Here is a 22386-nt window from a genome sequence, read left to right as displayed (position 1 = left end):
CCGGCTTGCGCTTTTCCGGATCATGCTGGCGACGGGCGGGGAAAACATGACAGCACCACGCGATAAACAGGGAAGGCCGATCGTCGTCGTTACCGGCATGGGCGTGGTCACCTCGCTCGGCGCCGGCAAGGCCGACAACTGGAACAAGCTCACCGCGGGCGAATCCGGCATACGGACCATCACGCGCTTTCCCACCGACGGCCTGAAGACGACAATGGCCGGTGCGGTCGATTTTGTCGCTGTCGAGCCCTTTTCATCGACCGATCTTTCGGAACGGCTGGCCGATATCGCAACCGAGGAGGCCATCGCCCAGGCCGCCATCGGCAGCAAGGGTGACTTTCCCGGTCCGCTGTTTCTCGCGGTCGCGCCGGTTGAGGTCGAGTGGCCGCAGCGGTTCGAGCTGGCACACGCGGTCGGGCAGCCTGAATTCACCTACGACGCCCTGCTGCGCGTCAGCGGCCGCGAAAAATTCGTCCCATATCATCACCGGTTCATGTTCGGCTCGGTCGCCGATCATCTCGCCGAGACCTTCGGCACCAAGGGGTCGCCGATTTCGCTGTCGACCGCCTGCGCCTCCGGCGCCAGCGCGATCCAGCTCGGCGTCGAGGCCATTCGCCGTGGCGAGGCGGACGCCGCGCTGTGCGTTGCCACCGACGGCTCCGTCAATCCGGAGGCGCTGGTTCGGTTCTCATTGCTGTCGGCGCTGTCGACCCACAACGACCCGCCGCAGGGCGCGGTGCGCCCGTTTGCAAAGAACCGCGACGGGTTCGTGATGGCGGAAGGCGCCGGCGCGCTGGTGCTGGAAAGCTATGAGGCCGCCACCGCGCGCGGCGCGAAGATCCTCGGAGTCGTCGCCGGCTGCGGCGAACTGGCGGATTCGTTCCACCGCACCCGCTCCAGCCCCGACGGCAAGCCGATCATCGGATGCGTGCGCAACGCCTTGTCGGATGCGGGCCTCGATCCCCACCAGATCGACTACATCAACGCCCACGGCACCGGCACGCCGGAAAACGACAAGATGGAATATCTGGGCATCTCGACCGTGTTCGGCGAGCGCACCGGCGCGATCCCGGTATCCTCCAACAAGTCGATGGTCGGCCACACCCTCTCGGCGGCCGGTGCGGTCGAAGCGATTTTCTCGCTGCTAACGCTCGAGCATCAGCGGATTCCGCCGACCATCAATTACGACGTTCCGGATCCGGCGATCCCCTTCGACGTGGTCCCCAACAAGGCCCGCGACGCCCGCGTCACTGCCGTGATGTCGAATTCATTCGGCTTCGGCGGCCAGAATGCCGTGCTGGTTTTGACCGGCGAGCCGGTTTGACCGGCTCGGACATTCCGATGCGGACGATTGACGCCACGTTGCCAGGCGGCGATACGAGCGCGACCGAAATCGCCGTTGGCTTCTGATGCATCCGCAGCTGCTTCGTACCAAAGCCCGCATCCGCGATGCGACCAAGCCGCTCGGTGACGCCGCGGTCGGCGCGTTGACGATCGCGTTGTTGCGCACCACCCGCTATTTCGATCCGATCAAGACCGCCAATTTGTTCGGCCGGATTCTGCGCACCATCGGACCGCTGACGCGCGAGCAAAAGATCGGCCGCGCCAATTTGACCGCCGCCTTCCCGGAAAAATCGCCAAAGGAAATCGAGACCATTCTCGCGGGCGTCTGGGATAACCTCGGACGGCTCGGCGCCGAATTCGCCCATCTCGACCACGTCTGGCATCACGATCCCGCGCACCCCGAGGCCAGCCGGATCGAAATTCCGCTGCGCACCCACGAATTGTTTGCCCAGCTGCGGCTCGACGGCAAGCCGGCGCTGATCTTTGCGAGCCATCTCGGCAACTGGGAACTGCCGGCCGTGGCCGCGGTCGCGCATGGGCTGGACGCCACGATCCTGTTTCGCCGGCCCAACAGCCAGTCGGCCAACCGCATCATCGAAGAGCTGCGCGCCGTCAAGATGGGAACGCTGATTCCGGCCGGCCGCGACGCGCCGCTGCGGCTGGCCGAGGCCCTGCAAAACGGCCAGCACGTCGCCATGCTGGTCGACCAGTACCTGACCAACGGCGTCGAGGTGACCTTCTTCGGCCGCAAGACCAGGGCCAATCCGATGCTGGCGCGGCTGTTGCGGCAGGTCGACTGCCCGATCCATGGCGTGCGCATCATCCGCCTGCCCGGCCACAGGTTTCGCGCCGAATTATCGGAAGAAGTACAGCCGGTGCGCGACGCCTCCGGCCAGATCGACATTCAGGGCACGACGCAGGCGGTCACTTCGGTGGTCGAGGGCTGGATCCGCGAATATCCGGATCAATGGCTGTGGCTGCACCGCCGCTGGCGGTAGCGGAAATACAAGCGAGTTTGTCGTCACCCGCGCAGGCGGGTGATCCAGTAAACGCCGCCGTTTCGAATCAAACGCAGATCGTGAGTACTGGATGCCCCGCCGGGGCCTGTCATCGGGCGGCGCTTCGCGCCGACCCGTTGGCGGGGCATGACGAACTGAAGGCTCGGGGCCAAGAGGTGCCCCTACCTGCCCGTCTTTACCCTGGTCCAGAGCCGGTTGATGATGCGCTGGGTCGCCGGATCACGCGCGGTGATCACGAACAGCTTCTGCTGCGTCGCTTCGTCCGGATAGATGTTCCTGTCGCCGAGAATCTTCGGATCGACCAGCTTCTGGCTCGCCAGATTGCCGTTGGCGTAGGACAGGAAATCGGAATTTTTTGCAGCGACCTCGGGCCGGTAGAGATAGTTGATCAGTTCATAGGCTTCCGCGACATTGCTGGCGTCGGCGGGGATCGCCAGATTGTCGAAGAACATCTGCGCGCCCTCTTTCGGGATGGCGTAGCCAATCTCGACATCGCTCTTGGCCTCCGCGGCGCGGCTGCGCGCTTGCATGATGTCGCCCGACCAGCCCACCACGAAGCAGATTTCACCGGTCGCCAGCGCGCTCAGATATTCCGATGAATGAAACTTGCGGACATAGGGCGTGATCCTGGTGACGAGATCGGCGGCCTTTTCGAGGTCCGCCTGCTTGGTCGAATTGGGATCGAGGCCGAGATAGCCCAGCGCGGCAGGAAAGATGTCGTCGGCGGAATCCAGCATGTGGATGCCGCAGTCCTTGAACTTGGCGAGGTTCTCCGGCTTGAACACGATGTCCCAGCTGTCGATTTTGGCGTCGGGACCCAGAATCTTCTGCGCCATCTTGACGTTGTAGCCGATGCCGGTCGTCCCCCACATGTAATTGGCGGCGTATTGATTGCCGGGGTCGTAGATCGCGAGCTGCTTGGTCACCACCGGCCAGGCGTTGGCGAGGTTCGGCACCTTCGACTTGTCGAGCTTCTGGAAAATACTGGCCTTGATCTGGCGCTGCAGGAAATAGGCGGTGGGAACGACGACGTCATAGCCGGATTTGCCGGCGAGCAACCGGGTTTCCAGTGTCTCGTTGGCGTCGAACGTATCGTAGACCACCTTGATGCCGGTTTCCCTGGTGAAGTCCTCCAGCACCCCCGGCGCCATGTAGTTCGACCAGTTGTAGAAATTGACGGTGCGCTCCGCGGCCCGCGCCGGCGACAGCGCCGCCAGCAGCACGGCCATCGCGACGGCATATCGCGGTCGGAAGCGGCAGGGGTCACCCATCTTTCGACCTCTTATCGGCGATGCACCGCGTCGTGCAGACGCTCCAGCGCGGTGTCGAGGGTTTTATCGTTTTTGGCGAAGCAGAACCGCACCACCGAGGTCACGGCATCCCGTTCGTAAAACGCCGACACCGGAATCGCCGCCACCTTGTAGTCGGTCACGATGCGCCTGCAGAACGCCTCGTCGGTCTCGTTGAGGCCGAGCGGCGACAAATCGACGGTGAGGAAATAGGTGCCCTGCGAACGAAGCACCGGGAAGCCGATGCTCTCCAGGCCGGCTGTGAGACGATCGCGGCTCTTCGCCAGATCGTTGCGCATCTGGTAAAAATACTCCGCAGTCTTGCCGAGTCCGTAGGCGACCGCGACCTGAAGATTGGGCGCGGTAGTGAAGGTGAGAAACTGGTGCACCTTGGCGGCGACCCGCAGCAGCGGCGGCGCCGCGCAGACAAAGCCGATCTTCCAGCCCGTCAGCGAGAATATCTTGCCGGCGGAGCCGACCTTGATGGTGCGCTCGCGCATGCCCGGAATGGTGATCAGCGGAATATGCTCACGGCCGTCAAACACGACATGCTCCCAGACCTCGTCGCAGATCGCGACCGTGTCGAACTCCTGGCAGAACCGCGCCAGCAATTCGAGGTCCTCGCGCGGATAGACCACGGCCGCCGGATTGAGCGGATTGTTGAACAGCACGGCCTTGGTCTTGTGGTTGAAGGCGCCTCGCAGCATCTCCTCGGAGAGCCGCCAATGCGGCGGTTCGAGGCGCAGCAGGCGCGGAATGCCGCCGGCCTGGCGGATGATCGGCAGATAGGAATCATAGACCGGCTGGAACACGATGACTTCGTCGCCGGGCTCGACCACCGCCAGGATGGCGCTGGTCAGCGCTTCGGTGCCGCCCGAGGTCACCATCACCTCGCTCATGGGATCTAGCTCAAGTCCGTGCCAGCGCCCGTAATGGGCCGCGATCGCCTGCCGCAGCTCCGGAAGGCCCATCATCGAGGGATACTGGTTGTAGCCGTCCATCACCGCATCCGCCGCCGCGCGGCGAATGTCCTCAGGGCCGGGATCGTCGGGAAAACCCTGACCGAGATTGATGGCATTGTTGTCGCGCGCAAGCTGCGACATGGCCTCGAAAATCGTGACCGGAAGCTCGGCAAACACCTTGTTCATGGACGTCATGGCGGCCGTCAGCCGCCGGTCTTGGTCGGCAATCCCGCAGCCTTCCAGGCCAGCATTCCGCCCGCAAGATGCTTGTCATAGGCAAGGCCCGCGGCCTGGGCCGCGAGCGAGGCGGTGACCGACCGCTTCCCCGAGCGGCAGGCAAACACCACCTGCTTGGCGCCGGGATCGGGGATCGCCTTGGGATCGAAGCTGGACAGGGGAACGACGACGGCGCCGGGATAGGCCTCGGCGGCAACCTCGTTCGGCTCGCGGACGTCGACCAGGAGATAGCGTCCCTCGGCCATGCCCCTGGAGACTTCCTCCGGCGTCAAATCGGTGACCTGTTGACCCACGCAATTCCTCCCAGCGACGGTTAGAGCGAATTCAGCAACGATTTCCGAGGCCTCGCCTTCACAGCCAACCTCGCCTCTCAGGCGGCGAAAATCAAGCTCCGGGAGGCAATTTGATGAGGCCCGGGATCACACCGTGACCTGGGTTCCCACCTCGACCACCCGTCCGCTCGGAATCTGGAAATAGTCGGTGGCGTCGTTGGCGGTGCGGCTGAGCGCGATGAAGAGATGGTCCTGCCAGCGCGGCATGCCGGAATGCGCGGCCGGCTTGAGCGCGCGCCGCGACAGGAAGAACGATGTCGACATGATGTCGAATTGCCAGCCCAGCTTTCGCGCGATCGCCAGCGCCTTGGGCACGTTGGGCGACTCCATGAATCCGAACCGCAGCGTGACCTTGGAGAAGGTCTTGCTGATCTCCTCCAGCCTCACCCGCTCGGCCGGGTCGATCCGCGGCGTCGGCGCGGTCTCGATGGTGAGAATGACGTTCTTCTCATGCAGCACCTTGTAGTGCTTCAGGCTGTGCATCAGCGCCGTCGGCGCGCTGACGGGGTCGCTGGTCAGGAACACGGCCGTGCCGGACACCCGCTGCGGCGGGCGCTTTTCCAGCATCGCCACCAGATCGGCCAGCGGAAACTCCAGCTTGCGGGACTTCTCGAACAGCAGCCGGCTGCCGCGCCGCCAAGTATACATCAGCAGCATCACCGCGGCGCCCAGCGCCAGCGGCACCCAGCCGCCCTCCAGCACCTTCAACAGGTTCGCCGCCAGGAAGGTGAGATCAAGAAACAGGAACGGCGCGATCAGCGCCGCGGCCGCGAACGGCGACCATCTCCAGACCCGCCAGATGACGACAAAACCCATCATGCCCGTGACGACCATGGTCCCGGTCACGGAAATACCATAGGCCGACGCCAGCGCGCTAGAGGAGCGGAACATCAACACCAGCATAACCACGGCGATCAGCAGCAGCATGTTGATGCGCGGGATGAAGATCTGGCCGGAATGGGCTTCTGACGTATGGCGAATTTCAAATCTCGGCAACAGGCCGAGCTGAATGGCCTGACGCGTCAGCGAATAGGCGCCGGTGATCACGGCCTGGCTCGCGATCACAGTCGCCAGGGTGGCGAGCGCAACCATCGGAATCAGGGCCCAGTCGGGAAACATCAGGAAGAACGGGTTCTCGACCGCCTTGGGGTCGCCGATGACCAGCGCGCCCTGCCCCAGATAGTTCAGGGCCAGCGACGGCAGCACGATAAAGAGCCAGGCGGTCTGGATCGGCCGCTTGCCGAAATGGCCGAGGTCGGCATAGAGCGCCTCGGCGCCGGTGACGGCGAGGAACACGGCGCCGAGCGTGACGAAGCCGATGATGCCGTGATGGAGCATGAACGAAACGGCATACAGCGGATTGAGCGCATACAGAATTTCGGCATGGCGCATGATCGGGGTGATCGCCGCGATCGCGATGACGGCGAACCACACGCACATCACCGGCCCGAAGAACGCCGCGACGCGGGCCGTGCCGCGCGATTGAACCGCAAACAGCACAAACAGAATAAGCACCGTCAGGGGCACCACATAGGGTTCGAACGAATCGGTGACGAGCTTGATACCTTCGATCGCCGAAAGCACCGACAGCGCCGGGGTGATCACGGCGTCGCCGTAGAACAGCGCGCCACTGATGATGCCGAGCAGCACGATGGCGCTGCCGCCGTAGGTAACCGCGCGCTGCGCCAGCGCCATCAGCGCCAGCGTTCCACCCTCGCCGTGGTTATCCGCGCGCAGCAGGATCACCACATATTTGAGCGTCACCACGATGATCAGCGCCCACAGGATCAGGGAGACGACCCCGAGCACAGCCTGCGGACTGGCGACGCCGCCCGGGCCGCTGGCCGCGATCACAGCCTCGCGCAGCGCATAAAGGGGGCTGGTGCCAATGTCGCCATAGACGACGCCGATGCTTCCCATCATCAGCGCCTTGAAGCCGGCGGTCGAATGGGTATCGCCACGCGCATTGGCCGCCGCCGTTTCCGGGGCGGGAACTACAACATCGCTGGTCATTGGAATGGAGGCCTCAAAAAGCTTCACTGCATGGTAGCAAAGCGAGGCGGCTTATACCTGCGCTTGGAGCATAGCCTAGCCTGATTTTGCGACCACGGCATGCAAAATTGCATAATAAGTCGCTAGATGGTCACCTGGGTGCCGACTTCAACCACCCGCCCGGTCGGAATCTGGAAATAGTCGGTGGCGTCGTTGGCCGATCGGCTCATCGCGATGAACAGATGGTCCTGCCATAACGGCATTCCAGACTGCGCCGAAGGTTTCAGCGCGCGCCGCGACACGAAAAACGACGTCGACATGATATCGAATTGCCAGCCGAGCTTGCGCGCGATCACCAGCGCCTTGGGAACGTTCGGGGATTCCATGAAGCCAAAGCGCAGCCGGACGGTCGAAAACCGGTCGCTGATCTTTTCCATCCGGACCCGCTCGGTCTGGTCGACCCGCGGCGTCTGCGCGGTCTCGATGGTCAGGATCACGTTTTGCTCGTGAAGCACCTTGTTGTGCTTGAGATTATGCAGCAGCGCCGTCGGCACGAAACTCGGATCGCTGGTCAGGAACACCGCGGTGCCCTTGACGATGTGCGGCGGTCGCTTTTCGAGGCTTTTGATCAGGTCGTTCAGGGGAACCTCGATGCGACGGGTCTTGACGATCAGGATTCCCGAACCGCGGCGCCAGGTCCAGATCATGACCGCCATGGCGATCCCGAACAGCAGCGGCACCCACGCGCCTTCGAGCAGTTTCAAGAGATTGGCGCTGAAAAAAGTCGTGTCGACGACGACGAACGGCACGATCAACGCCGCGGCGCTGGCGGCGCGCCAGTTCCACAACTTCCAGATCACCACGAAACCCATGATGCCGTCGGCAACCATGGTGGTGGAGACGGCGATCCCGTAGGCGGAAGCCAGATTGCTCGAGGTGCGGAACAGCAGCACCAGCAGCAAAACGCCGATCAGCAACAGCCGGTTCACGCGAGGCAGATAAATCTGGCCGGCGTGCGTCTCCGAGGTGTAGCGGACCTCAAAGCGCGGCAACAGGCCGAGCTGCACCGCCTGGCGGGTCAGCGAATAGGCGCCCGTGATCACCGCCTGGCTCGCGATCACGGTCGCGGCGGTCGCCAACACGACCAACGGCAACAGCAGGATTTCCGGCACCATCCGGTAGAAGGAATTCTCGATCGCGGCGGGATTGGAGAGCACCAATGCGCCCTGGCCGAAATAATTGATCAGCAGCGATGGCAGCACGAAATAAAGCCAGCCGGCCTGAATCGGCTTGCGGCCGAAATGGCCCAAATCAGCATAGAGCGCCTCACCGCCGGTCACGGCCAGAAACACCGCGCCCAGCGTCACCAGTCCGATAGTCCCGTGCGTGAGCAGGAAATCGAGGGCGTACCAGGGATTGATTGCGGCCAGCACGGAAGGGTCGTCACTGATATGAATGAGACCCATCACCGCAATCACGGAGAACCAGACCACCATGACCGGCCCGAAGGCGGACGCCACGCGCGCGGTGCCCCCGCTCTGAACCGCGAACAGCACGACCAGGATGAAGACCGTCAGCGGCACCACATAGTGCTCGAGCGCCGGCGTGGCGAGCTTGAGACCCTCGACCGCCGACAACACCGAAATCGCGGGCGTGATCATGGAATCGCCGATGAACATCGAGGCGCCGACAACTCCCAGCGCCATCAGCGGCCAGCTCCTGCGGCCAAGCGCCCGCTGCCCCAGCGCCATCAGCGACAGCGTGCCGCCCTCGCCGTTATTGTCAGCGCGCAGCAGCAGCAGCACGTATTTCGCGGTGACGACGATGAACAGCGCCCACAGGATCAGCGACAGCACCCCGAGCACGATGACCCGGGTAACCGGCTGGCCCTGCGCGGCGCCGGCGACGGCCTCGCGAAAGGCATAGAGCGGCGAGGTTCCGATATCGCCGAACACCACGCCGATACTTCCCAGCGTCAGGGCCCAAAAACCCGTCGTGACCGGCCCGTCGCGGGCTTCGGCTGATGTGACGCTGACGGCCATGATGATGAAAAAAACGCTCACACGGTTGATTTGATCCGGTCGGCTATCGACGCTCGCGCCGATGGCTTGTCAACGCGCGAGCGTAGCATCGGGGGCGGCAACCGGATGTCTCCGCAGCGTCACACCCGCTCGGATCCGGATTGGTAAAATAGTAGCGGCAATTACGGCGTCAGGTTGGGAGGAAGCGGCGGATCTTCGCGCATCAAGGTGATGGTCACGCGGCGGTTGGCTGCCAGCGTGGGATCGTCGGGAAACAGCGGCTGGGTATCGGCCTTGCCGGACACCCCAAAAAAGTGCGCCGGCGGCACGCCTTCCCGCGCCAGAATCTGGCGCACCGCGTTGGCCCGGTCCGCCGACAGGTCGAATGCGCCGTAATCGCTTCGCGTCGGCACGAAGCCCGCGGCGGTGTGGCCGACGATGGAGATGCGCAGCGGCGTCGCCTTGAGCGGAACGGCCAGCTTCTCGACCAGCCGGCGGGTGCGCTCGTAGGGCTCCTTGGAGCCGTCGGCGAACATCGAGCGGCCATCCTGGTCGACGATTTCCAGATTGAGGCCCTGCTTGGTTTCCTCGAACATGATGTGTTTCGAGACTTCGGTCAGTTCCGGCATGTCCTGCAACGCCTGCCGCAATGACGCCGAAGCGAGCGCGAATTCGCGGTCGATCTTCAGCCGGGCGCCGCGGGCGACGCTGCGCTCCTCGTCATCCGGCGTCGGCCTGTTGGACGCTTCCTCCGGCGGAATGTGGTCGGTATTCTTCAGCTTCTCCCGCGTCGGCAGGCCGTCGGATTCGATGATGCCGGAATAGCGTGCCTCGGTCTGCACGCCGAAGGCATCCCGCATCGAGCCGGCGACGACTTTGAGCTTGTTGTTGTCCATGGTGGAAAAGGCGACGAGCATCACGAAGAAGCTCATCATCAGGCCCATCAGGTCGGCGAAGGTCACGAACCAGCCGTGGCCTCCTCCGTGTGCGTCGCCGCGTTTCTTCTTGGCCATCGCCTGCTTTCCGGATCGCCGTCAGTTGCCCGATCAGGCCGGGACGGGTTCGCCCTCTTCGTGGCGGTGTTTTTCCGGCAGGTAAGCCAGCAGCATTTCCCGGACCAGCGTCGGGCTCTTGGAATCGCGGATCATCAGAATGCCGTCGATGATCAGCGTGCGGTTGGTCTCCTCGTCGAGCAGCTTGCCGTGCAGCTTGTCGGCGATCGGCAGACAGAACAGGTTCGCAACCAGCGCGCCGTACAGCGTCGCCAGCAGCGCGGTCGCCATGAACGGGCCGAGTTTCGAGGGGTCGGTCATGTTGGCGAACATCTGCACCATGCCGATCAGGGTTCCGATCATGCCAAAGGCCGGCGCGCAATCGCCGATGGCGCGATAGATCTTGCCGCCTTCGTCGAGATGCATCAGGAAATTGTCGCGGTCCCGTTCGAGATTGTCGCGGATGAATTCAAGATCGTAGCCGTCGGCGACATAGCGAATTCCCTTGGCCAGGAATGGCTCGTCGGTCTCGACTTTTTCCAGGCCGACCGGGCCCTGCTTGCGGGCGATCTCCGCGATGCGGGCCAATTCGTCGACCAGATCACGCGCCGACAGCCGGCTCATCGTGAAAGCAAATTTGGCTCCCAGCGGCAGCCCATGCAGAATCGCGCTGAGCGGAAACCTTATCATGGTGGCGGCGATCGATCCGCCGAAGATGATGATAACCGCATGTTCGCTGACGAACATGTGCAGATCGCCGCCCATGAAGACCATCGTTGCAATGACGATGATCCCGAACACGAGCCCAACGCCCGTCATGATATCCATGGGAACTCCAACGCGTACGCGAACAACCGGCCGTTCTGGACGATGGCGCGGCCCACCCCGAGCTGCGCAACGTGAACCCTACGTACCCGCCATTAAAGACGCGTAAAGGTTAAACCGATTGCCGTCGGAACGGAGCCATCAACCGGCGGCAAAACCAGGTCTCAATATTCTGCTAACCATACCGGAGGCTGTGCCGCTGCGTGACCGGCGGCGCGAAGAGCTGTGCCGGGATCCGGGGGAGACTCAGGGTCGCGTCAGGCCGGTCAGTTCGAGGCTGAGCGCGCGCAGCCGTTTGCGGGCGGCCGCGTCGTAGGCCTGCGGATTGGCCTGCGCCTGGTTCATGCCGTTGAAGAACAGCCCGCTCTTGTCAGCCATATCGTCGTCGACCGCCAGATGCAGGATCGCCTCGCCGCCCTGCTCCACCGTCGAGATCGGCGTGATGCCGCCGGCCCGCACCATGGTGGTGTTCATGTAGGTCGCGGGGTGAAGCGAATTGACGGTGATTCCGGTCCCTTTCAGCTCTTCGGCGAGATCGATGGTGAACATGATCTGCGACAATTTGCTCTGCGCATAGGCGCGACTGCCGCTGTAGCCCTTCGTGATCATGACATCGTCGAAATCGATTGGGTGCTGGCCGAGCGAAGCCACATTGACGATGCGCGACGGCGCGCTTGCCTTCAAAAGCGGCAGCAGGCGATAGGCAAGCAGGAAGCCGGCGAGATAGTTGACCGCGAAACGCAGTTCGTGGCCGTCCGCGCTGATCTGCCGCGCGGGCCCGTCATTCTGCGATCCGATGCCGGCGTTGCTGATGAAGATGTCGAGCCGCGTGTTATCGGCGAGCACGGCTTCGGCGAGCCCCCCGGCGCCTGCCAGCGACGACAGGTCGGCCTGGTAGAACACGGCTTCGCCGCGTCCTGCGCGCTTGATCTCATCGGCAAGCGCCCTGCCCCTGCCGCCGTCGCGGCCGTGGATCAGCACCTTGGCGCCGGCGGCGGCGAGTTTGGCCGCGACATAACGGCCGACGCCATCGGTCGAGCCGGTGACCAATACCGTCTTGCCGTCCAACTTCATCGCGATGTGCTCCCGGCGCGTAAGACGTCAGTGAATCTCGGCCGACCGCTTCAGCGCCTCTTTCAGCTCTTCCAGGCTGAAATCCTTGGCTCGGGCGATTTCCAGGATCGGCGTCTCGCGGCGGCCGCAGAGCTCGGCGGCCTCGGGGATTTTGGCGGCAATGTCGATCGGGATCACGATCGCGCCGTGCTGGTCGGCATGGATGAGATCGTCGGAACGCACCGTCATCCCGGCCACGCGCACCTCGCCGCCGAAATTCTCGGCATGGACCCAGGCATGCGACGGCCCGATCGACCCGGCGAGTGCCTGGAAACCGGGCGCCCATTGCGGGATGTCGCGGATCGATCCGTCGGTAATGACGCCGAGACAGCCGAGCGCCTTGTGCACGGAGCTTTGGACCTCGCCCCAGAACGCGCCATAGCCGACATCCGCCCCGTCGATATCCTGGATCACGGTGATGCGCGGACCGAAGCCGGTGCCGACATATTCATAATAGTCGATGCGCCGTTTGGCCTGTTCATCGGCCGCAAGACCGGATTTGAGCACGGAGCGGATCGTCACGGTGCGCGCATAGCCGACCATCGGCGGCAGATCCGGGAACGGACAGACCAGCGGCTTGGTCGTGTAGCCGATCAGGCGACGTTCGGGTGCCACGATTTCCATCGCGTTGCAGATCGTCGGCGTATCATAGCGCCCCAACGCTTCCAGAAGGGAAGCAGGCAGCGGCGCTTTTGCGGAATCCGTCACGGCGTTTTCTCCAGGATTTTAGGGGCCGGCCGGTTTATGCGGACCGTGCACGGAAAGCCATATAGCCGAGATCGGGATCGAACCCAACTCGGTGTTCGCTCATGGCAGATATCCGAGGCGGCGTGGAGCGAAAGGCCCGCTCAGTTCAGCCGCGGCGGCCGCTCGTCCTCGTCCGCTTCGGAAACGACGGGCAAGAACGGAGATGCCGGACCAGCGGGCGCATCATGGGCGGGTGTCGTTGCCGCCAAGGCATCCGCTTTGCGCTTCTGGTCGCGATAGGACTTCCATCCGGCCGGCAGGCTCAGCAGGTACAGCACCGAACCGACAGACAGAAGATACCAGGGATAGCCGATCAGAAGCGCGATGAAGAAAATCACCGACACGAAAACCGGCAGCACCATTTCCGGCGGCACGCGCATGCGCCAGGTCTTGCCTGAAAACACCGGCAGTCGCGACACCATCAGGAACGCGATCAACAGCGTGTAGACGGCAGTCAACACGGCTGGAGGCTTCGGCAGCCCCAGGAACGCCAGATAGATCGGCAGCAGCACGGTGATGGCGCCAGCGGGCGCCGGAACGCCGGTAAAGTAGTTCGCCGCGAAGGCCGGCTTGTTTGGATCGTCCATGGTGGCGTTGAAACGCGCCAGCCGCAGGCCGCCCGAGATCGCGAACACCATCGCCGCGATCCAGCCGCCATTGTTCAGTTCGTGCAATTGCCAGAAATACAGGATCAGGCCCGGCGCGACGCCGAAATTGACGAAATCGGCAAGGCTGTCGAGTTCCGCCCCGAATTTCGACTGCCCCTTGATCATGCGCGCGACGCGGCCGTCGACGCCATCGAGGAAGGCGGCAAATACGATCGCGTATACCGCGATGTCCATCCGCCCTTCCGTCGACAGCCGGATCGCCGTCAACCCAGCGCAGATCGCAAGCAGGGTGATGACGTTGGGCACCAGCATCCGCACCGGGATCGGGCGAAACCGGCGGCGGCGCAGTTCCGGGGAGTTGGGATCGAAGGGCATCTGCATGGCTTACATATAGCAAGCTTAAGCCCGTTCCGCCATTGCGGCGCGCCGCCGGCCGGTCGACCGTTGGCAACGGTTAATCGGTCCGGTAGGTGCGGCCGCCGTCGCTGATCCGGAAATCGGCCAGGATGGTCTCCCCGGCGATCGCGGTCTGGCCCTCGGAGACCAGCGATTTGGTGCCTTCAGGCAGGTAGACGTCGAGGCGCGAGCCGAAACGAATCAGGCCGAACCGTTCGCCGGCGCCGATCGATTGCCCCTCGCGAACGAACGAAACGATCCGCCGCGCCACCAGCCCCGCGATCTGGACCACGCCGATGCGCCCATGGGGCGTCGAGATAACCAGCGAATTACGTTCATTGTCCTCGCTCGCCTTGTCCAGTTCGGCATTGATGAAGGCACCCGGCCGATACGCGATGCGATCGATCCGCCCCGCCACCGGGCTGCGGTTGACGTGGCAATTGAACACGCTCATGAAGATCGAGATCCGCGGCAGCGGCTGGTCACCGAGGCCGAGTTCGGCCGGCGGCAGCACCTCTGTCACCAGCGAGACCCGACCGTCGGCCGGCGCCACCACGATGCCCTCGCGCACCGGCGTCACCCGCACCGGATCGCGGAAAAACAGCGCGCACCAGACCGTCAGCAGCGTGCCGATCCACCCGAGCGGCGACCAGATCCAGAACAGGATCAGGCTGACAAGCGCAAAGCCGCCGATGAACGGATAGCCCTCGGGATGGATCGGCGGGATTTGCGCGCGTATGGATTGGGCGATCGACATCAAGCCTTCACTGTCATTTGTATCCACTCCCGGCGGCGTGAGAGGGCGGATTGGATTTCGGTCATTCGGCGGCGGCGGGCGTCACCAGCACGTCGTCGACCGGTGGCGGCTCGCGGTTCGGCGCCTCGTTCTCGTCGGCGATCCGCGCCAGCCTCTCGCGCGCCTCCTGAGCCTCGCGCTGCCGGTTCCACATACTGGCATAAAGTCCGCCGGTTGCCAAAAGCTGGGCGTGGGTTCCGCGCTCGGCGATGCGGCCCTGATCGAGCACGATGATTTCGTCGGCACCGACGATCGTCGACAGCCGATGCGCGATCACGAGCGAGGTGCGGTTGCGCGACACCCGCTCGAGCGCCTCCTGAATTTCATGTTCGGTATGGCTGTCGAGCGCCGAAGTCGCCTCGTCCAGCACCAGGATCGGCGGCGCCTTGAGCACCGTGCGCGCGATCGCGACGCGCTGCTTCTCGCCGCCCGACAGTTTCAGGCCGCGCTCGCCCACTTGCGTCTCGTATCCCTTCGGCGACATCCGGATGAACGGATCGATCTGGGCGAGCGTTGCCGCCTGCTCGACTTCGGCGTCCGTGGCGTCCCAGCGGCCGTAGCGGATGTTGTAGCGGATGCTGTCGTTGAACAGCACGGTATCCTGCGGCACCATGCCGATCGATGCCCGCAGCGATGACTGCGTGACATTGCGGATATCCTGGCCGTCGATCAGGATCCGGCCGCCGGAGACGTCATAGAGTCGGAACAACAGGCGCGAGATGGTCGACTTGCCGGCGCCGGACGGTCCGACGATCGCCACCGTCTTGCCGGCCGGCACCTCGAAGCTGAGGCCTTTCAGAATCGGACGTTCGGGATCGTAGGAGAAGCGCACATCCTCGAAGCGCACATTGCCGGCGGTCACGACCAGCGGCCTGGCGCCGGCGACGTCCTTGATCTCGGGATTGCGCGACAGCACGCTGAACATCTTCTCGATGTCGATGATCGCCTGCTTGATCTCGCGGTAGACCATGCCCATGAAATTCAGCGGCTGGTAGAGCTGGATCATCATGGCGTTGACCATGACGAAATCGCCGACCGTATTGTGTCCGCTGCGGACCCCGATCGCGCACATCAGCATGGTCGCGGTCAGGCCGCCGGTGAAGATGATCGCCTGCCCGGTATTGAGAACCGCGAGCGAGGTGTAGGTCTTGACGCTGGCCTGTTCGTAGCGCGCCATCGAACGGTCGTAACGGACCGCTTCGCGTTCCTCGGACCCGAAATATTTCACCGTCTCGTAGTTCAGAAGCGAATCGATCGCCTTGGTGTTCGCTTCGGTGTCGGATTCGTTCATCTTGCGGCGAATCTCGATCCGCCATTCGGTCGCGAGGTAGGTGTAATACATGAAGATCACGACGGTGATCATGGTCGCGAGCACGTAGCGCCAGTCGAACTTCCACAACAGCACGCCCATCAGCAGCGTGACCTCGACGATGGTCGGGACCAGCTGCAGGATCACCATCCGCACGATGACCTCGATGCCGGAGCGGCCGCGCTCCAGCACGCGCGTCAGTCCCCCGGTCTTGCGCTCCAGATGGAAGCGCAGCGACAGCTCATGCATGTGGACGAAGGTGCGGTAGGCGAGCTTGCGCACCGCATGCATCGCCACGCCCGCGAAGATGCCGTCGCGCCACTGCGTCAGGACCGCCATCAGCACGCGCAGGCCGCCATAGCTCAAGGTCATGATGAAGGGCGAGGCGATCAGCCACAACGTCCAGTTCGACGACGCGGCCGGAGCGGTATCCGCGCCGGTCAATGCGTCGATCGCCCATTTGAAGGTGAAGGGCACCGCCAGCGTCGCCACCTTGGCGACCAGCAGCAAGACCACCGACCAGACCACGCGCATCTTGAGATCGGCGCGATCACCGGGCCAGATATACGGCCACAGATGCACCAGCGTCCCGATCAGGGTCGCTTTTTCGGCCGAATTCTGGGAGGCAGGCAGCGTGTCTTCGGCGCCGGGGGCCGAGTGGTGATAAGCCATCAATCAACAGCCTGGAGAGGTGCGGTCCCGCGTTTTCCGCTTTTCTGCATTCTGCCCGTCATATAGAGCGTTTAAACGCTGCGTGCACCCTTATTAGGCGCGATTCTTTGGCGAATCCCGGGCATTTGCGGATAGATTCACCCACCCGAGCGAATCCGATAGGCTTGACGCTTTTACGCTGCAGTGCCACATGAAAAACATGACGAACAAAATCAGGACTGTCTGTGTCTATTGCGGCTCCGGCCCCGGCACAAATCCCCACTTTGTTGAAGCCGCCATCGGCTTCGGAAAAGCCCTCGCCGACAACGGCATCCGCCTCGTCTACGGCGGCGGCTCGATCGGGCTGATGGGCGCGGTGGCGACATCGGTGCTCGATCACGGCGGCACGGTGACGGGCATCATTCCCGATTTCCTCACCATCCGCGAAAACGCCCTGAAGCGCGTTCAAGAAATGATCGTCACGCCCGACATGCACGAACGCAAGCGGCTGATGTTCGAGCGCTCCGACGCGTTCGTGGCGTTGCCCGGCGGGGTCGGCACCTTGGAGGAACTGGTGGAGCAGCTGACCTGGCAGCAGCTCGGCCGCCACACCAAGCCGGTGCTGCTCGCCAATATCGACGGCTTCTGGGAACCCTTGCTCGCATTGCTCGCGCATATGCGCGCCACCGAATTCATTCGGGCTTCGCTGGCGGTCGATATTCTCAAGGCCGAACGGGTCGAGGACATCCTGCCGCGGCTGCGTGCCGCCGCCGCCCGCGTCCCGGAACGCGCCGCGGGGCTTGCGCCTGAAATCGCCAGCCGGCTCTGAAGACTGGCGTCACTCCGCGGGAAACGTCACGGCCTCGATGCGGTTGCCGTCGGGATCGAGCACGAACGCCGCGTAATAACGCACGCGATCATGCGGCCGCAGGCCCGGCGCGCCGTCGGAGCGGCCGCCGGCATCAAGCGCCGCGGCATGGAACGCATCGACCTCACCGGTCGATTTCGCCCGCAGGCAGATATGGACGCCGCTCTCCGGCGCGACCGGAGGCATGGCGGCGCGCAAATTGATCCAGAATTCGGGATAGTTCCTGCCGAAGCCGATCGTCGCCGGTCGCGTCACCAGCCGCGAAAGCCCAAGCGGCGCCAGCGTCGCTTCGTAGAAGCGCGCGGCGCGTTCGAGATCGGCGACGCCGAGGGAGATGTGGTCGATCATGGGGGATGATTCTCCCGGATTTTGAAGCGTCATTCCGGGGCGCGTCGAAGACGCGAACCTGGAATCTCGAGATTCTCCGATGTGCAATTGCACATCGTAGTTCGACGCTTCGCGTCGCCCCGGAATGACGGAGAGTGGTCACGCCGGCGCGCCTGATTTCACCAGCTTGTAGATCACCGAATCCATCAGTGCCTGGAACGAGGCGTCGATGATGTTGGGCGACACGCCGATCGTGGTCCAGCGCTCGCCCTCTTCGTCCTCGCTCTCGATCAGCACCCGCGTCACCGCTTCCGTCCCGCCATTGAGGATACGCACGCGGTAATCGATCAGCTTCAGGCCCTCGATGTATTTCTGGTACTTGCCGAGATCCTTGCGCAGCGCGACGTCGAGCGCATTGACCGGGCCGTTGCCCTCCGCGGCCGAGATCAGTTTCTCGCCGTCGACATCGACCTTCACCACCGCCATCGCCACCGTGACGCGCCGGCCGTTGGCGTTGTAGCGCTGCTCGACATTGACGTCGAACTGCTCGACCCGGAAATATTCCGGCACTTTTCCGAGCGTGCGGCGCGCCAGCAGATCGAACGAGGCGTTGGCGGATTCATAGGCGTAGCCTGCGGCCTCGCGGTCTTTCATTTCGTCGACCAGGCGAAGCAGTTTCGGATCGTTCCTGTCGTAGGCAATGCCGGCGCGATCGAGCTCGGCGATGACGTTGGAGCGGCCGGCCTGATCGGATACCAGCACCTTGCGATGGTTGCCGACCGCTTCCGGCGACACATGTTCGTAGGTTTGCGGATCCTTCAGCACGGCGGAAGCATGTATGCCGGTCTTGGTGACGAAGGCGCTTTCGCCGACGTAGGGCGCGTGCCGGTTCGAGGCGCGGTTGAGCATGTCGTCGAGTGTGCGCGACACCTTCATCAGGGTCGCCATCCGCTCCGGCGAAACGCCGATCTCGAACCGATCGGACAATTCGCGCTTCAAACGCAAGGTCGGGATCAGCGAACACAGATTGGCGTTGCCGCAGCGTTCGCCGAGCCCGTTCAGCGTGCCCTGGATCTGACGGGCGCCGGCGCGCACCGCGGCCAGCGAATTGGCCACCGCCTGCTCGGTATCGTTATGGGCATGAATGCCGACGTGATCGCCGGGAATATGCTTGACCACCTCGGTGACGATGGTCTCGATCTCGTGCGGCATGGTGCCGCCATTGGTGTCGCACAGCACCACCCAGCGCGCGCCGGAATCGTAGGCGGCCGTCGCGCAGGCCAGCGCGAATTCCGGATTTTCCTTGTAGCCGTCGAAGAAATGCTCGCAGTCGAGCATGACCTCGCGGCCCGCGGATTTCGCGGCCCGGACGCTGTCGCGGATCGAGGCGAGATTTTCCTCGTTGGTGGTCTCCAGCGCCACGCGCACCTGATAGGCCGAGGATTTGGCGACAAAGCAGATCGCATCCGCCTTGGCTTCGAGCAGCGCCGCCAGCCCGGGATCGTTGGAGGCCGAACGGCCGGGCCGCCGCGTCATGCCGAACGCCGTGAAGCGCGCGTGTCTGAGCTTCGGCCTCTCGGCGAAGAATTCGGTATCGGTGGGATTGGCGCCGGGATAGCCGCCCTCGACATAGTCGATGCCGAGTTCGTCGAGCATGCCGGCGATCAGCTGCTTGTCGTGCAGGGTGAAGTCGACGCCATTGGTCTGCGCGCCGTCGCGCAGCGTGGTATCGAACAGATAGAGGCGTTCGCGGCTCATGTAGGAGCTCCCGGCTTGGCGCCGTCACCAAGCGTCTTCTGCATCGTGGTGTTGGCGAGCCATTCGCCATTGACGGTTACGGTGTTGCGCTGGTTTGCGACGTAGCCGCGCTTTTCAAAAAACTCCGCCGCGTTGTCGCTGGCGTCGACGTTGAGGCTCTTGGCGCCGCGGGCGCCGGCGAGCTTCTCCAGCGCCTCGACCAGCACGCTCGCCACGCCCTGCCCGGCCGCGCCGGGGTGCACATAGAGCATGTCGATATGGTCGGCGCCCTTCAGCGCGGCGAATCCGACCGGCGAATTCTGCAGCGTGGCGATCAGCGTGAGTTCGCCTGCCAGGCGCCTGCCGAATGCCTCCTCGTCATCAGCGACGCTGGCCCAGGCCTGCTGCTGCGCCTCGCTATAGTCGTCGCCCGTCAATTGCTCGATGGCGGCGATGAAGATCGCCGCCAGCACGGGGGTATCCGCAGGCAAAAACGGCCGCAAGCCGGGTTTGGGCAGCGCCTGTCCCATCGCCTCAAAACACTCCGAACAGTTTTAATGCCAGCACGATGCCAGCCGCGATCACGGCCCATTTGAGCACGATGTAATAACGCCAATGCTTTGGAAAAGGCGTGTCGGGCTTGGTCATCGCGCAATCTCCCAGGTGGTGCCGTCCTTGGAATCCTTGATCACCACGCCCATCGCCGCCAGTTCATCGCGGATACGGTCGGACTCCCCAAAATCCTTGCGGGCGCGGGCAGCGGCGCGAGCAGCAATCAAACTGTCGACCAGGCCGGCATCGACGCCGCTCGCGTGCTGCTTTCGGCCGTTCCATTGCACCGCAGTCTCCGACAGGAAACCCAGAAACCGCAGGGAAGCAGCAAACCGGCTGCGATCGGTTTCGTTTCCGAAGGCCGCCTTATTCCGCAAACCATGCAACCCGGCGATCATCTGCGGCGTGTTCAGATCGTCCAGCAGCGCCTCGATGACGGTATCGGCGGGCTGTTCGCCCCCGAGGTCGGCTGCAACCCAGTACCAGTCGTCGAGCGTCTTGGCGCTCTCCTCCAGGCCCTTCAACGTCCAGTCCATCGGCGAGCGGTAATGCGCCTTCAGCATGTTGAGGCGCAGCACCTCGCCCGGCCAATCGGCCAGTAAATCCCGGATGGTGACGAAGTTGCCCAGGGACTTCGACATCTTGGCATCTTCGATTTGCACGAATTCATTGTGCAGCCAGTAGTTCGCCATGGCGCGCGTGCCATGCGCGCAGCGCGACTGCGCGAGTTCGTTCTCGTGATGCGGAAAGATCAGGTCGATGCCGCCACCGTGAATATCGAACACGTCGCCGAGATAGGCAGCACTCATGGCCGAGCACTCGATGTGCCAGCCCGGACGGCCCCTGCCCCACGGGCTTTCCCATCCCGGCTCGTCGCCGGACGATTGCTTCCACAACACGAAATCGAGCGGACTCTTCTTGTGCGCATCGACAGCCACGCGCGCGCCCGGCCGCTGCTCGTCGAGCTTGCGGCCGGACAGCGCGCCATAATCGGGCATCGACTGGACATCGAACAGGACTTCGCCGCCGGCTTCATAGGCATGGCCGCGCGCGATCAACTGCTTGATCAGCGTCACCATATCGGCCTTGCCGTCGGCGCGCGGCAGCACGAAATCGGTCGCGCGCGGCTGGAACGTCGGCGGCAAGGAACCGAGGGCCGCCACGTCGGACGCGAATTGTGCGGCCGTTGTCTCGGTGACCTTGCGGATCGCCTCGTTCAGCGGCAGGCCTGGAAAATCCCGCGCCGCGCGGTCGTTGATCTTGTCGTCGACGTCGGTGATGTTGCGAACATAGGTGACGTGCTTTTCACCGTAGAGGTGCCGCAGCAGGCGGAACAGTACGTCGAACACGATGACCGGGCGCGCATTGCCAATATGGGCGAAGTCATAGACCGTCGGACCGCACACATACATGCGCACGTTCGCAGGATCGAGCGGCACAAAGGTGCGCTTTTCGCGGGTCAACGTATCGTAGAGGCGTAATTCCATGGATATCCCGTCGGTAGTGCCGCCGATTTGAAGTTCCAGTACTGCAGGCCGCAAATCCAATCTGGAACTTCAAATCGATCAGCGGCACTACAATGGTATTTTCTTGTGCCCCGGCTCTCACGTTCGCAAACACGCTCGCCGCAACAGGATGCGAACGTGAGAGCCGGGGCACTGCCGGCCGGGCGTCCAGTGATCTCGTGTGAGAAAAGACGGCCTCAGCCAGCGAATCGCTAGCTCGTAATCTCGCGGCAAATGCCACAAATGGCGAGGAAACCGTTCATGGAACCACAATGGGGCAGCCGGGGGGACTGCGTCAAGTGATTGCGTCATGCGCCACAGAAAAGCCCGTTTGCGACACCAAACGGCCGCCCCCGCCATGGTTAATCATTCTTAAGGTTTTGGGTCTATCCAATGCGGGAGATCCCCTCACTTTCCCGGTGCCGCATGCGCTCCATTTCCGCCCTTCTCGCCTGTGTCTCCCTGGCTGCCGCATCGGCGGCATGGGCCGACAGCCGCCTGTTCATCGTCGCCAACCAGGCCGACGGCTACGGCGTCGACCAGTGCCTCGCCAAAGGCGACAAATGCGGCGCCTCTGCCGCCCGCTCCTACTGCCAGTCGCGCGATTTCGCCGAAGCCTCGTCCTATCGGCGGGTTGATCCCGACGAAATTACCGGCTCGGTTCCCAAGGCGGGCGGGAACTGTACCCATGCCGGCTGCAACGAATATGTTGCGATCACCTGCCAGCGCTAAGCCCCGGCAACCGCGACAGAATCGTCCGGTCA

At 63.5% G+C, this 22386-nt stretch carries 20 protein-coding genes; 4 read left to right on the top strand and 16 right to left on the bottom strand.

Translation table 11 applies throughout. The features are described from left to right. Positions 1–46 precede the first annotated feature (46 nt). Both B5525_RS27235 and B5525_RS27230 read left to right on the top strand, forming a co-directional pair. Positions 47–1324, top strand: coding sequence for a beta-ketoacyl-ACP synthase (locus B5525_RS27235; protein WP_079573842.1), 1278 nt, complete (start codon positions 47–49; stop codon positions 1322–1324). Between the two features lie 85 nt (positions 1325–1409). Further along, positions 1410–2342: a lipid A biosynthesis lauroyl acyltransferase gene (locus B5525_RS27230; RefSeq protein ID WP_079568769.1), complete on the top strand. Its 933-nt coding sequence runs from the start codon at positions 1410–1412 to the stop codon at positions 2340–2342. Positions 2343–2524: 182 nt separating this feature from the next. On the opposite strand, the gene B5525_RS27225 is transcribed toward B5525_RS27230, so the two are convergent. The 12 genes from B5525_RS27225 to B5525_RS27170 all read right to left on the bottom strand — a co-directional run bounded on the left by B5525_RS27225 (position 2525) and on the right by B5525_RS27170 (position 16654). After that, complete coding sequence (locus B5525_RS27225) at positions 2525–3592, bottom strand: polyamine ABC transporter substrate-binding protein (RefSeq protein ID WP_244568086.1); 1068 nt, start codon at positions 3590–3592, stop codon at positions 2525–2527. 53 nt (positions 3593–3645) lie between these two features. After that, positions 3646–4809: an aminotransferase gene (locus B5525_RS27220; RefSeq protein WP_079568767.1), complete on the bottom strand. Its 1164-nt coding sequence runs from the start codon at positions 4807–4809 to the stop codon at positions 3646–3648. Positions 4810–4817: 8 nt separating this feature from the next. Next, a complete protein-coding gene (locus B5525_RS27215; protein ID WP_079568766.1) occupies positions 4818–5144 on the bottom strand; it encodes a rhodanese-like domain-containing protein in 327 nt (108 codons plus the stop codon). 126 nt (positions 5145–5270) lie between these two features. After that, positions 5271–7196 carry a potassium transporter Kup gene (locus B5525_RS27210; protein ID WP_079568765.1) on the bottom strand — a complete coding sequence of 642 codons (1926 nt, stop codon included), beginning with the start codon at positions 7194–7196 and terminating at the stop codon, positions 5271–5273. A gap of 122 nt (positions 7197–7318) precedes the next feature. Next, positions 7319–9217, bottom strand: a complete 1899-nt coding sequence (locus B5525_RS27205; protein WP_079573840.1) for a potassium transporter Kup — start codon at positions 9215–9217, stop codon at positions 7319–7321. A 161-nt stretch (positions 9218–9378) separates the two neighbouring features. Next, positions 9379–10209, bottom strand: a complete 831-nt coding sequence (locus tag B5525_RS27200) for an OmpA/MotB family protein (RefSeq protein ID WP_079568764.1) — start codon at positions 10207–10209, stop codon at positions 9379–9381. 33 nt (positions 10210–10242) lie between these two features. After that, positions 10243–11016: a motility protein A gene (locus tag B5525_RS27195; protein WP_079568763.1), complete on the bottom strand. Its 774-nt coding sequence runs from the start codon at positions 11014–11016 to the stop codon at positions 10243–10245. Positions 11017–11259: 243 nt separating this feature from the next. Then, positions 11260–12087 carry an SDR family NAD(P)-dependent oxidoreductase gene (locus B5525_RS27190; RefSeq protein WP_079568762.1) on the bottom strand — a complete coding sequence of 276 codons (828 nt, stop codon included), beginning with the start codon at positions 12085–12087 and terminating at the stop codon, positions 11260–11262. Between the two features lie 27 nt (positions 12088–12114). After that, on the bottom strand, positions 12115–12834 hold the full coding sequence (locus tag B5525_RS27185; protein WP_079568761.1) for an RraA family protein: 720 nt from the start codon (positions 12832–12834) through the stop codon (positions 12115–12117). Positions 12835–12974: 140 nt separating this feature from the next. Further along, a complete protein-coding gene (gene pssA / locus B5525_RS27180) occupies positions 12975–13856 on the bottom strand; it encodes a CDP-diacylglycerol--serine O-phosphatidyltransferase (protein WP_079573839.1) in 882 nt (293 codons plus the stop codon). 79 nt (positions 13857–13935) lie between these two features. Further along, positions 13936–14634: a phosphatidylserine decarboxylase gene (locus B5525_RS27175; RefSeq protein WP_079573837.1), complete on the bottom strand. Its 699-nt coding sequence runs from the start codon at positions 14632–14634 to the stop codon at positions 13936–13938. A gap of 61 nt (positions 14635–14695) precedes the next feature. Then, entirely contained in the window at positions 14696–16654 is a 1959-nt protein-coding gene (locus tag B5525_RS27170) for an ABCB family ABC transporter ATP-binding protein/permease (protein WP_079568760.1), read from the bottom strand. A gap of 199 nt (positions 16655–16853) precedes the next feature. Between B5525_RS27170 and B5525_RS27165 the strand changes: the two genes are divergently transcribed. Continuing rightward, positions 16854–17462: a TIGR00730 family Rossman fold protein gene (locus tag B5525_RS27165; protein WP_425305327.1), complete on the top strand. Its 609-nt coding sequence runs from the start codon at positions 16854–16856 to the stop codon at positions 17460–17462. Between the two features lie 9 nt (positions 17463–17471). Here B5525_RS27165 and B5525_RS27160 read toward each other — a convergent pair whose 3' ends face one another. From B5525_RS27160 to cysS, 4 genes are all read right to left on the bottom strand, one after another. Then, the gene (locus B5525_RS27160) at positions 17472–17849 is read right to left on the bottom strand and encodes a VOC family protein (protein ID WP_079568758.1); all 378 of its coding nucleotides are present in this window, start codon (positions 17847–17849) and stop codon (positions 17472–17474) included. A 138-nt stretch (positions 17850–17987) separates the two neighbouring features. Beyond that, positions 17988–19586: a citramalate synthase gene (gene cimA, locus B5525_RS27155; RefSeq protein WP_079568757.1), complete on the bottom strand. Its 1599-nt coding sequence runs from the start codon at positions 19584–19586 to the stop codon at positions 17988–17990. Next, on the bottom strand, positions 19583–20095 hold the full coding sequence (locus B5525_RS27150) for a GNAT family N-acetyltransferase (protein WP_079568756.1): 513 nt from the start codon (positions 20093–20095) through the stop codon (positions 19583–19585). Before B5525_RS27150 ends, cimA begins: the two co-directional genes overlap by 4 nt. Positions 20096–20209: 114 nt before the next feature. After that, positions 20210–21604, bottom strand: a complete 1395-nt coding sequence (cysS, locus tag B5525_RS27145; RefSeq protein WP_079568755.1) for a cysteine--tRNA ligase — start codon at positions 21602–21604, stop codon at positions 20210–20212. A gap of 444 nt (positions 21605–22048) precedes the next feature. On the opposite strand from cysS, the gene B5525_RS27140 reads away from it, so the two are divergent. Further along, the gene (locus B5525_RS27140; protein WP_079568754.1) at positions 22049–22354 is read left to right on the top strand and encodes a hypothetical protein; all 306 of its coding nucleotides are present in this window, start codon (positions 22049–22051) and stop codon (positions 22352–22354) included. The last annotated feature ends 32 nt before the right edge of the window (positions 22355–22386 follow it).

It is taken from the genome of Bradyrhizobium erythrophlei (genome assembly GCF_900129505.1).
Taxonomy (GTDB): Bacteria; Pseudomonadota; Alphaproteobacteria; order Rhizobiales; family Xanthobacteraceae; genus Bradyrhizobium; species Bradyrhizobium erythrophlei_D.
This window is presented reverse-complemented; position numbering and strand designations above follow the sequence as displayed.

What these genes read in the sequence shown, in the direction of transcription:
- B5525_RS27150 (WP_079568756.1), bottom strand. Translation starts at nt 20,095, where the DNA reads ATGGGACAGGCGCTGCCCAAACCCGGCTTGCGGCCGTTTTTGCCTGCG.
- B5525_RS27160 (WP_079568758.1), bottom strand. Translation starts at nt 17,849, where the DNA reads ATGATCGACCACATCTCCCTCGGCGTCGCCGATCTCGAACGCGCCGCG.
- B5525_RS27220 (WP_079568767.1), bottom strand. Translation starts at nt 4,809, where the DNA reads ATGACGTCCATGAACAAGGTGTTTGCCGAGCTTCCGGTCACGATTTTC.
- B5525_RS27190 (WP_079568762.1), bottom strand. Translation starts at nt 12,087, where the DNA reads ATGAAGTTGGACGGCAAGACGGTATTGGTCACCGGCTCGACCGATGGC.
- B5525_RS27205 (WP_079573840.1), bottom strand. Translation starts at nt 9,217, where the DNA reads ATGGCCGTCAGCGTCACATCAGCCGAAGCCCGCGACGGGCCGGTCACG.
- B5525_RS27235 (WP_079573842.1), top strand. Translation starts at nt 47, where the DNA reads ATGACAGCACCACGCGATAAACAGGGAAGGCCGATCGTCGTCGTTACC.
- B5525_RS27195 (WP_079568763.1), bottom strand. Translation starts at nt 11,016, where the DNA reads ATGGATATCATGACGGGCGTTGGGCTCGTGTTCGGGATCATCGTCATT.
- B5525_RS27170 (WP_079568760.1), bottom strand. Translation starts at nt 16,654, where the DNA reads ATGGCTTATCACCACTCGGCCCCCGGCGCCGAAGACACGCTGCCTGCC.
- B5525_RS27230 (WP_079568769.1), top strand. Translation starts at nt 1,410, where the DNA reads ATGCATCCGCAGCTGCTTCGTACCAAAGCCCGCATCCGCGATGCGACC.
- B5525_RS27165 (WP_425305327.1), top strand. Translation starts at nt 16,854, where the DNA reads ATGACGAACAAAATCAGGACTGTCTGTGTCTATTGCGGCTCCGGCCCC.
- B5525_RS27200 (WP_079568764.1), bottom strand. Translation starts at nt 10,209, where the DNA reads ATGGCCAAGAAGAAACGCGGCGACGCACACGGAGGAGGCCACGGCTGG.
- pssA (WP_079573839.1), bottom strand. Translation starts at nt 13,856, where the DNA reads ATGCCCTTCGATCCCAACTCCCCGGAACTGCGCCGCCGCCGGTTTCGC.
- B5525_RS27210 (WP_079568765.1), bottom strand. Translation starts at nt 7,196, where the DNA reads ATGACCAGCGATGTTGTAGTTCCCGCCCCGGAAACGGCGGCGGCCAAT.
- cysS (WP_079568755.1), bottom strand. Translation starts at nt 21,604, where the DNA reads ATGGAATTACGCCTCTACGATACGTTGACCCGCGAAAAGCGCACCTTT.
- B5525_RS27140 (WP_079568754.1), top strand. Translation starts at nt 22,049, where the DNA reads ATGCGCTCCATTTCCGCCCTTCTCGCCTGTGTCTCCCTGGCTGCCGCA.
- B5525_RS27175 (WP_079573837.1), bottom strand. Translation starts at nt 14,634, where the DNA reads ATGTCGATCGCCCAATCCATACGCGCGCAAATCCCGCCGATCCATCCC.
- cimA (WP_079568757.1), bottom strand. Translation starts at nt 19,586, where the DNA reads ATGAGCCGCGAACGCCTCTATCTGTTCGATACCACGCTGCGCGACGGC.
- B5525_RS27225 (WP_244568086.1), bottom strand. Translation starts at nt 3,592, where the DNA reads ATGGCCGTGCTGCTGGCGGCGCTGTCGCCGGCGCGGGCCGCGGAGCGC.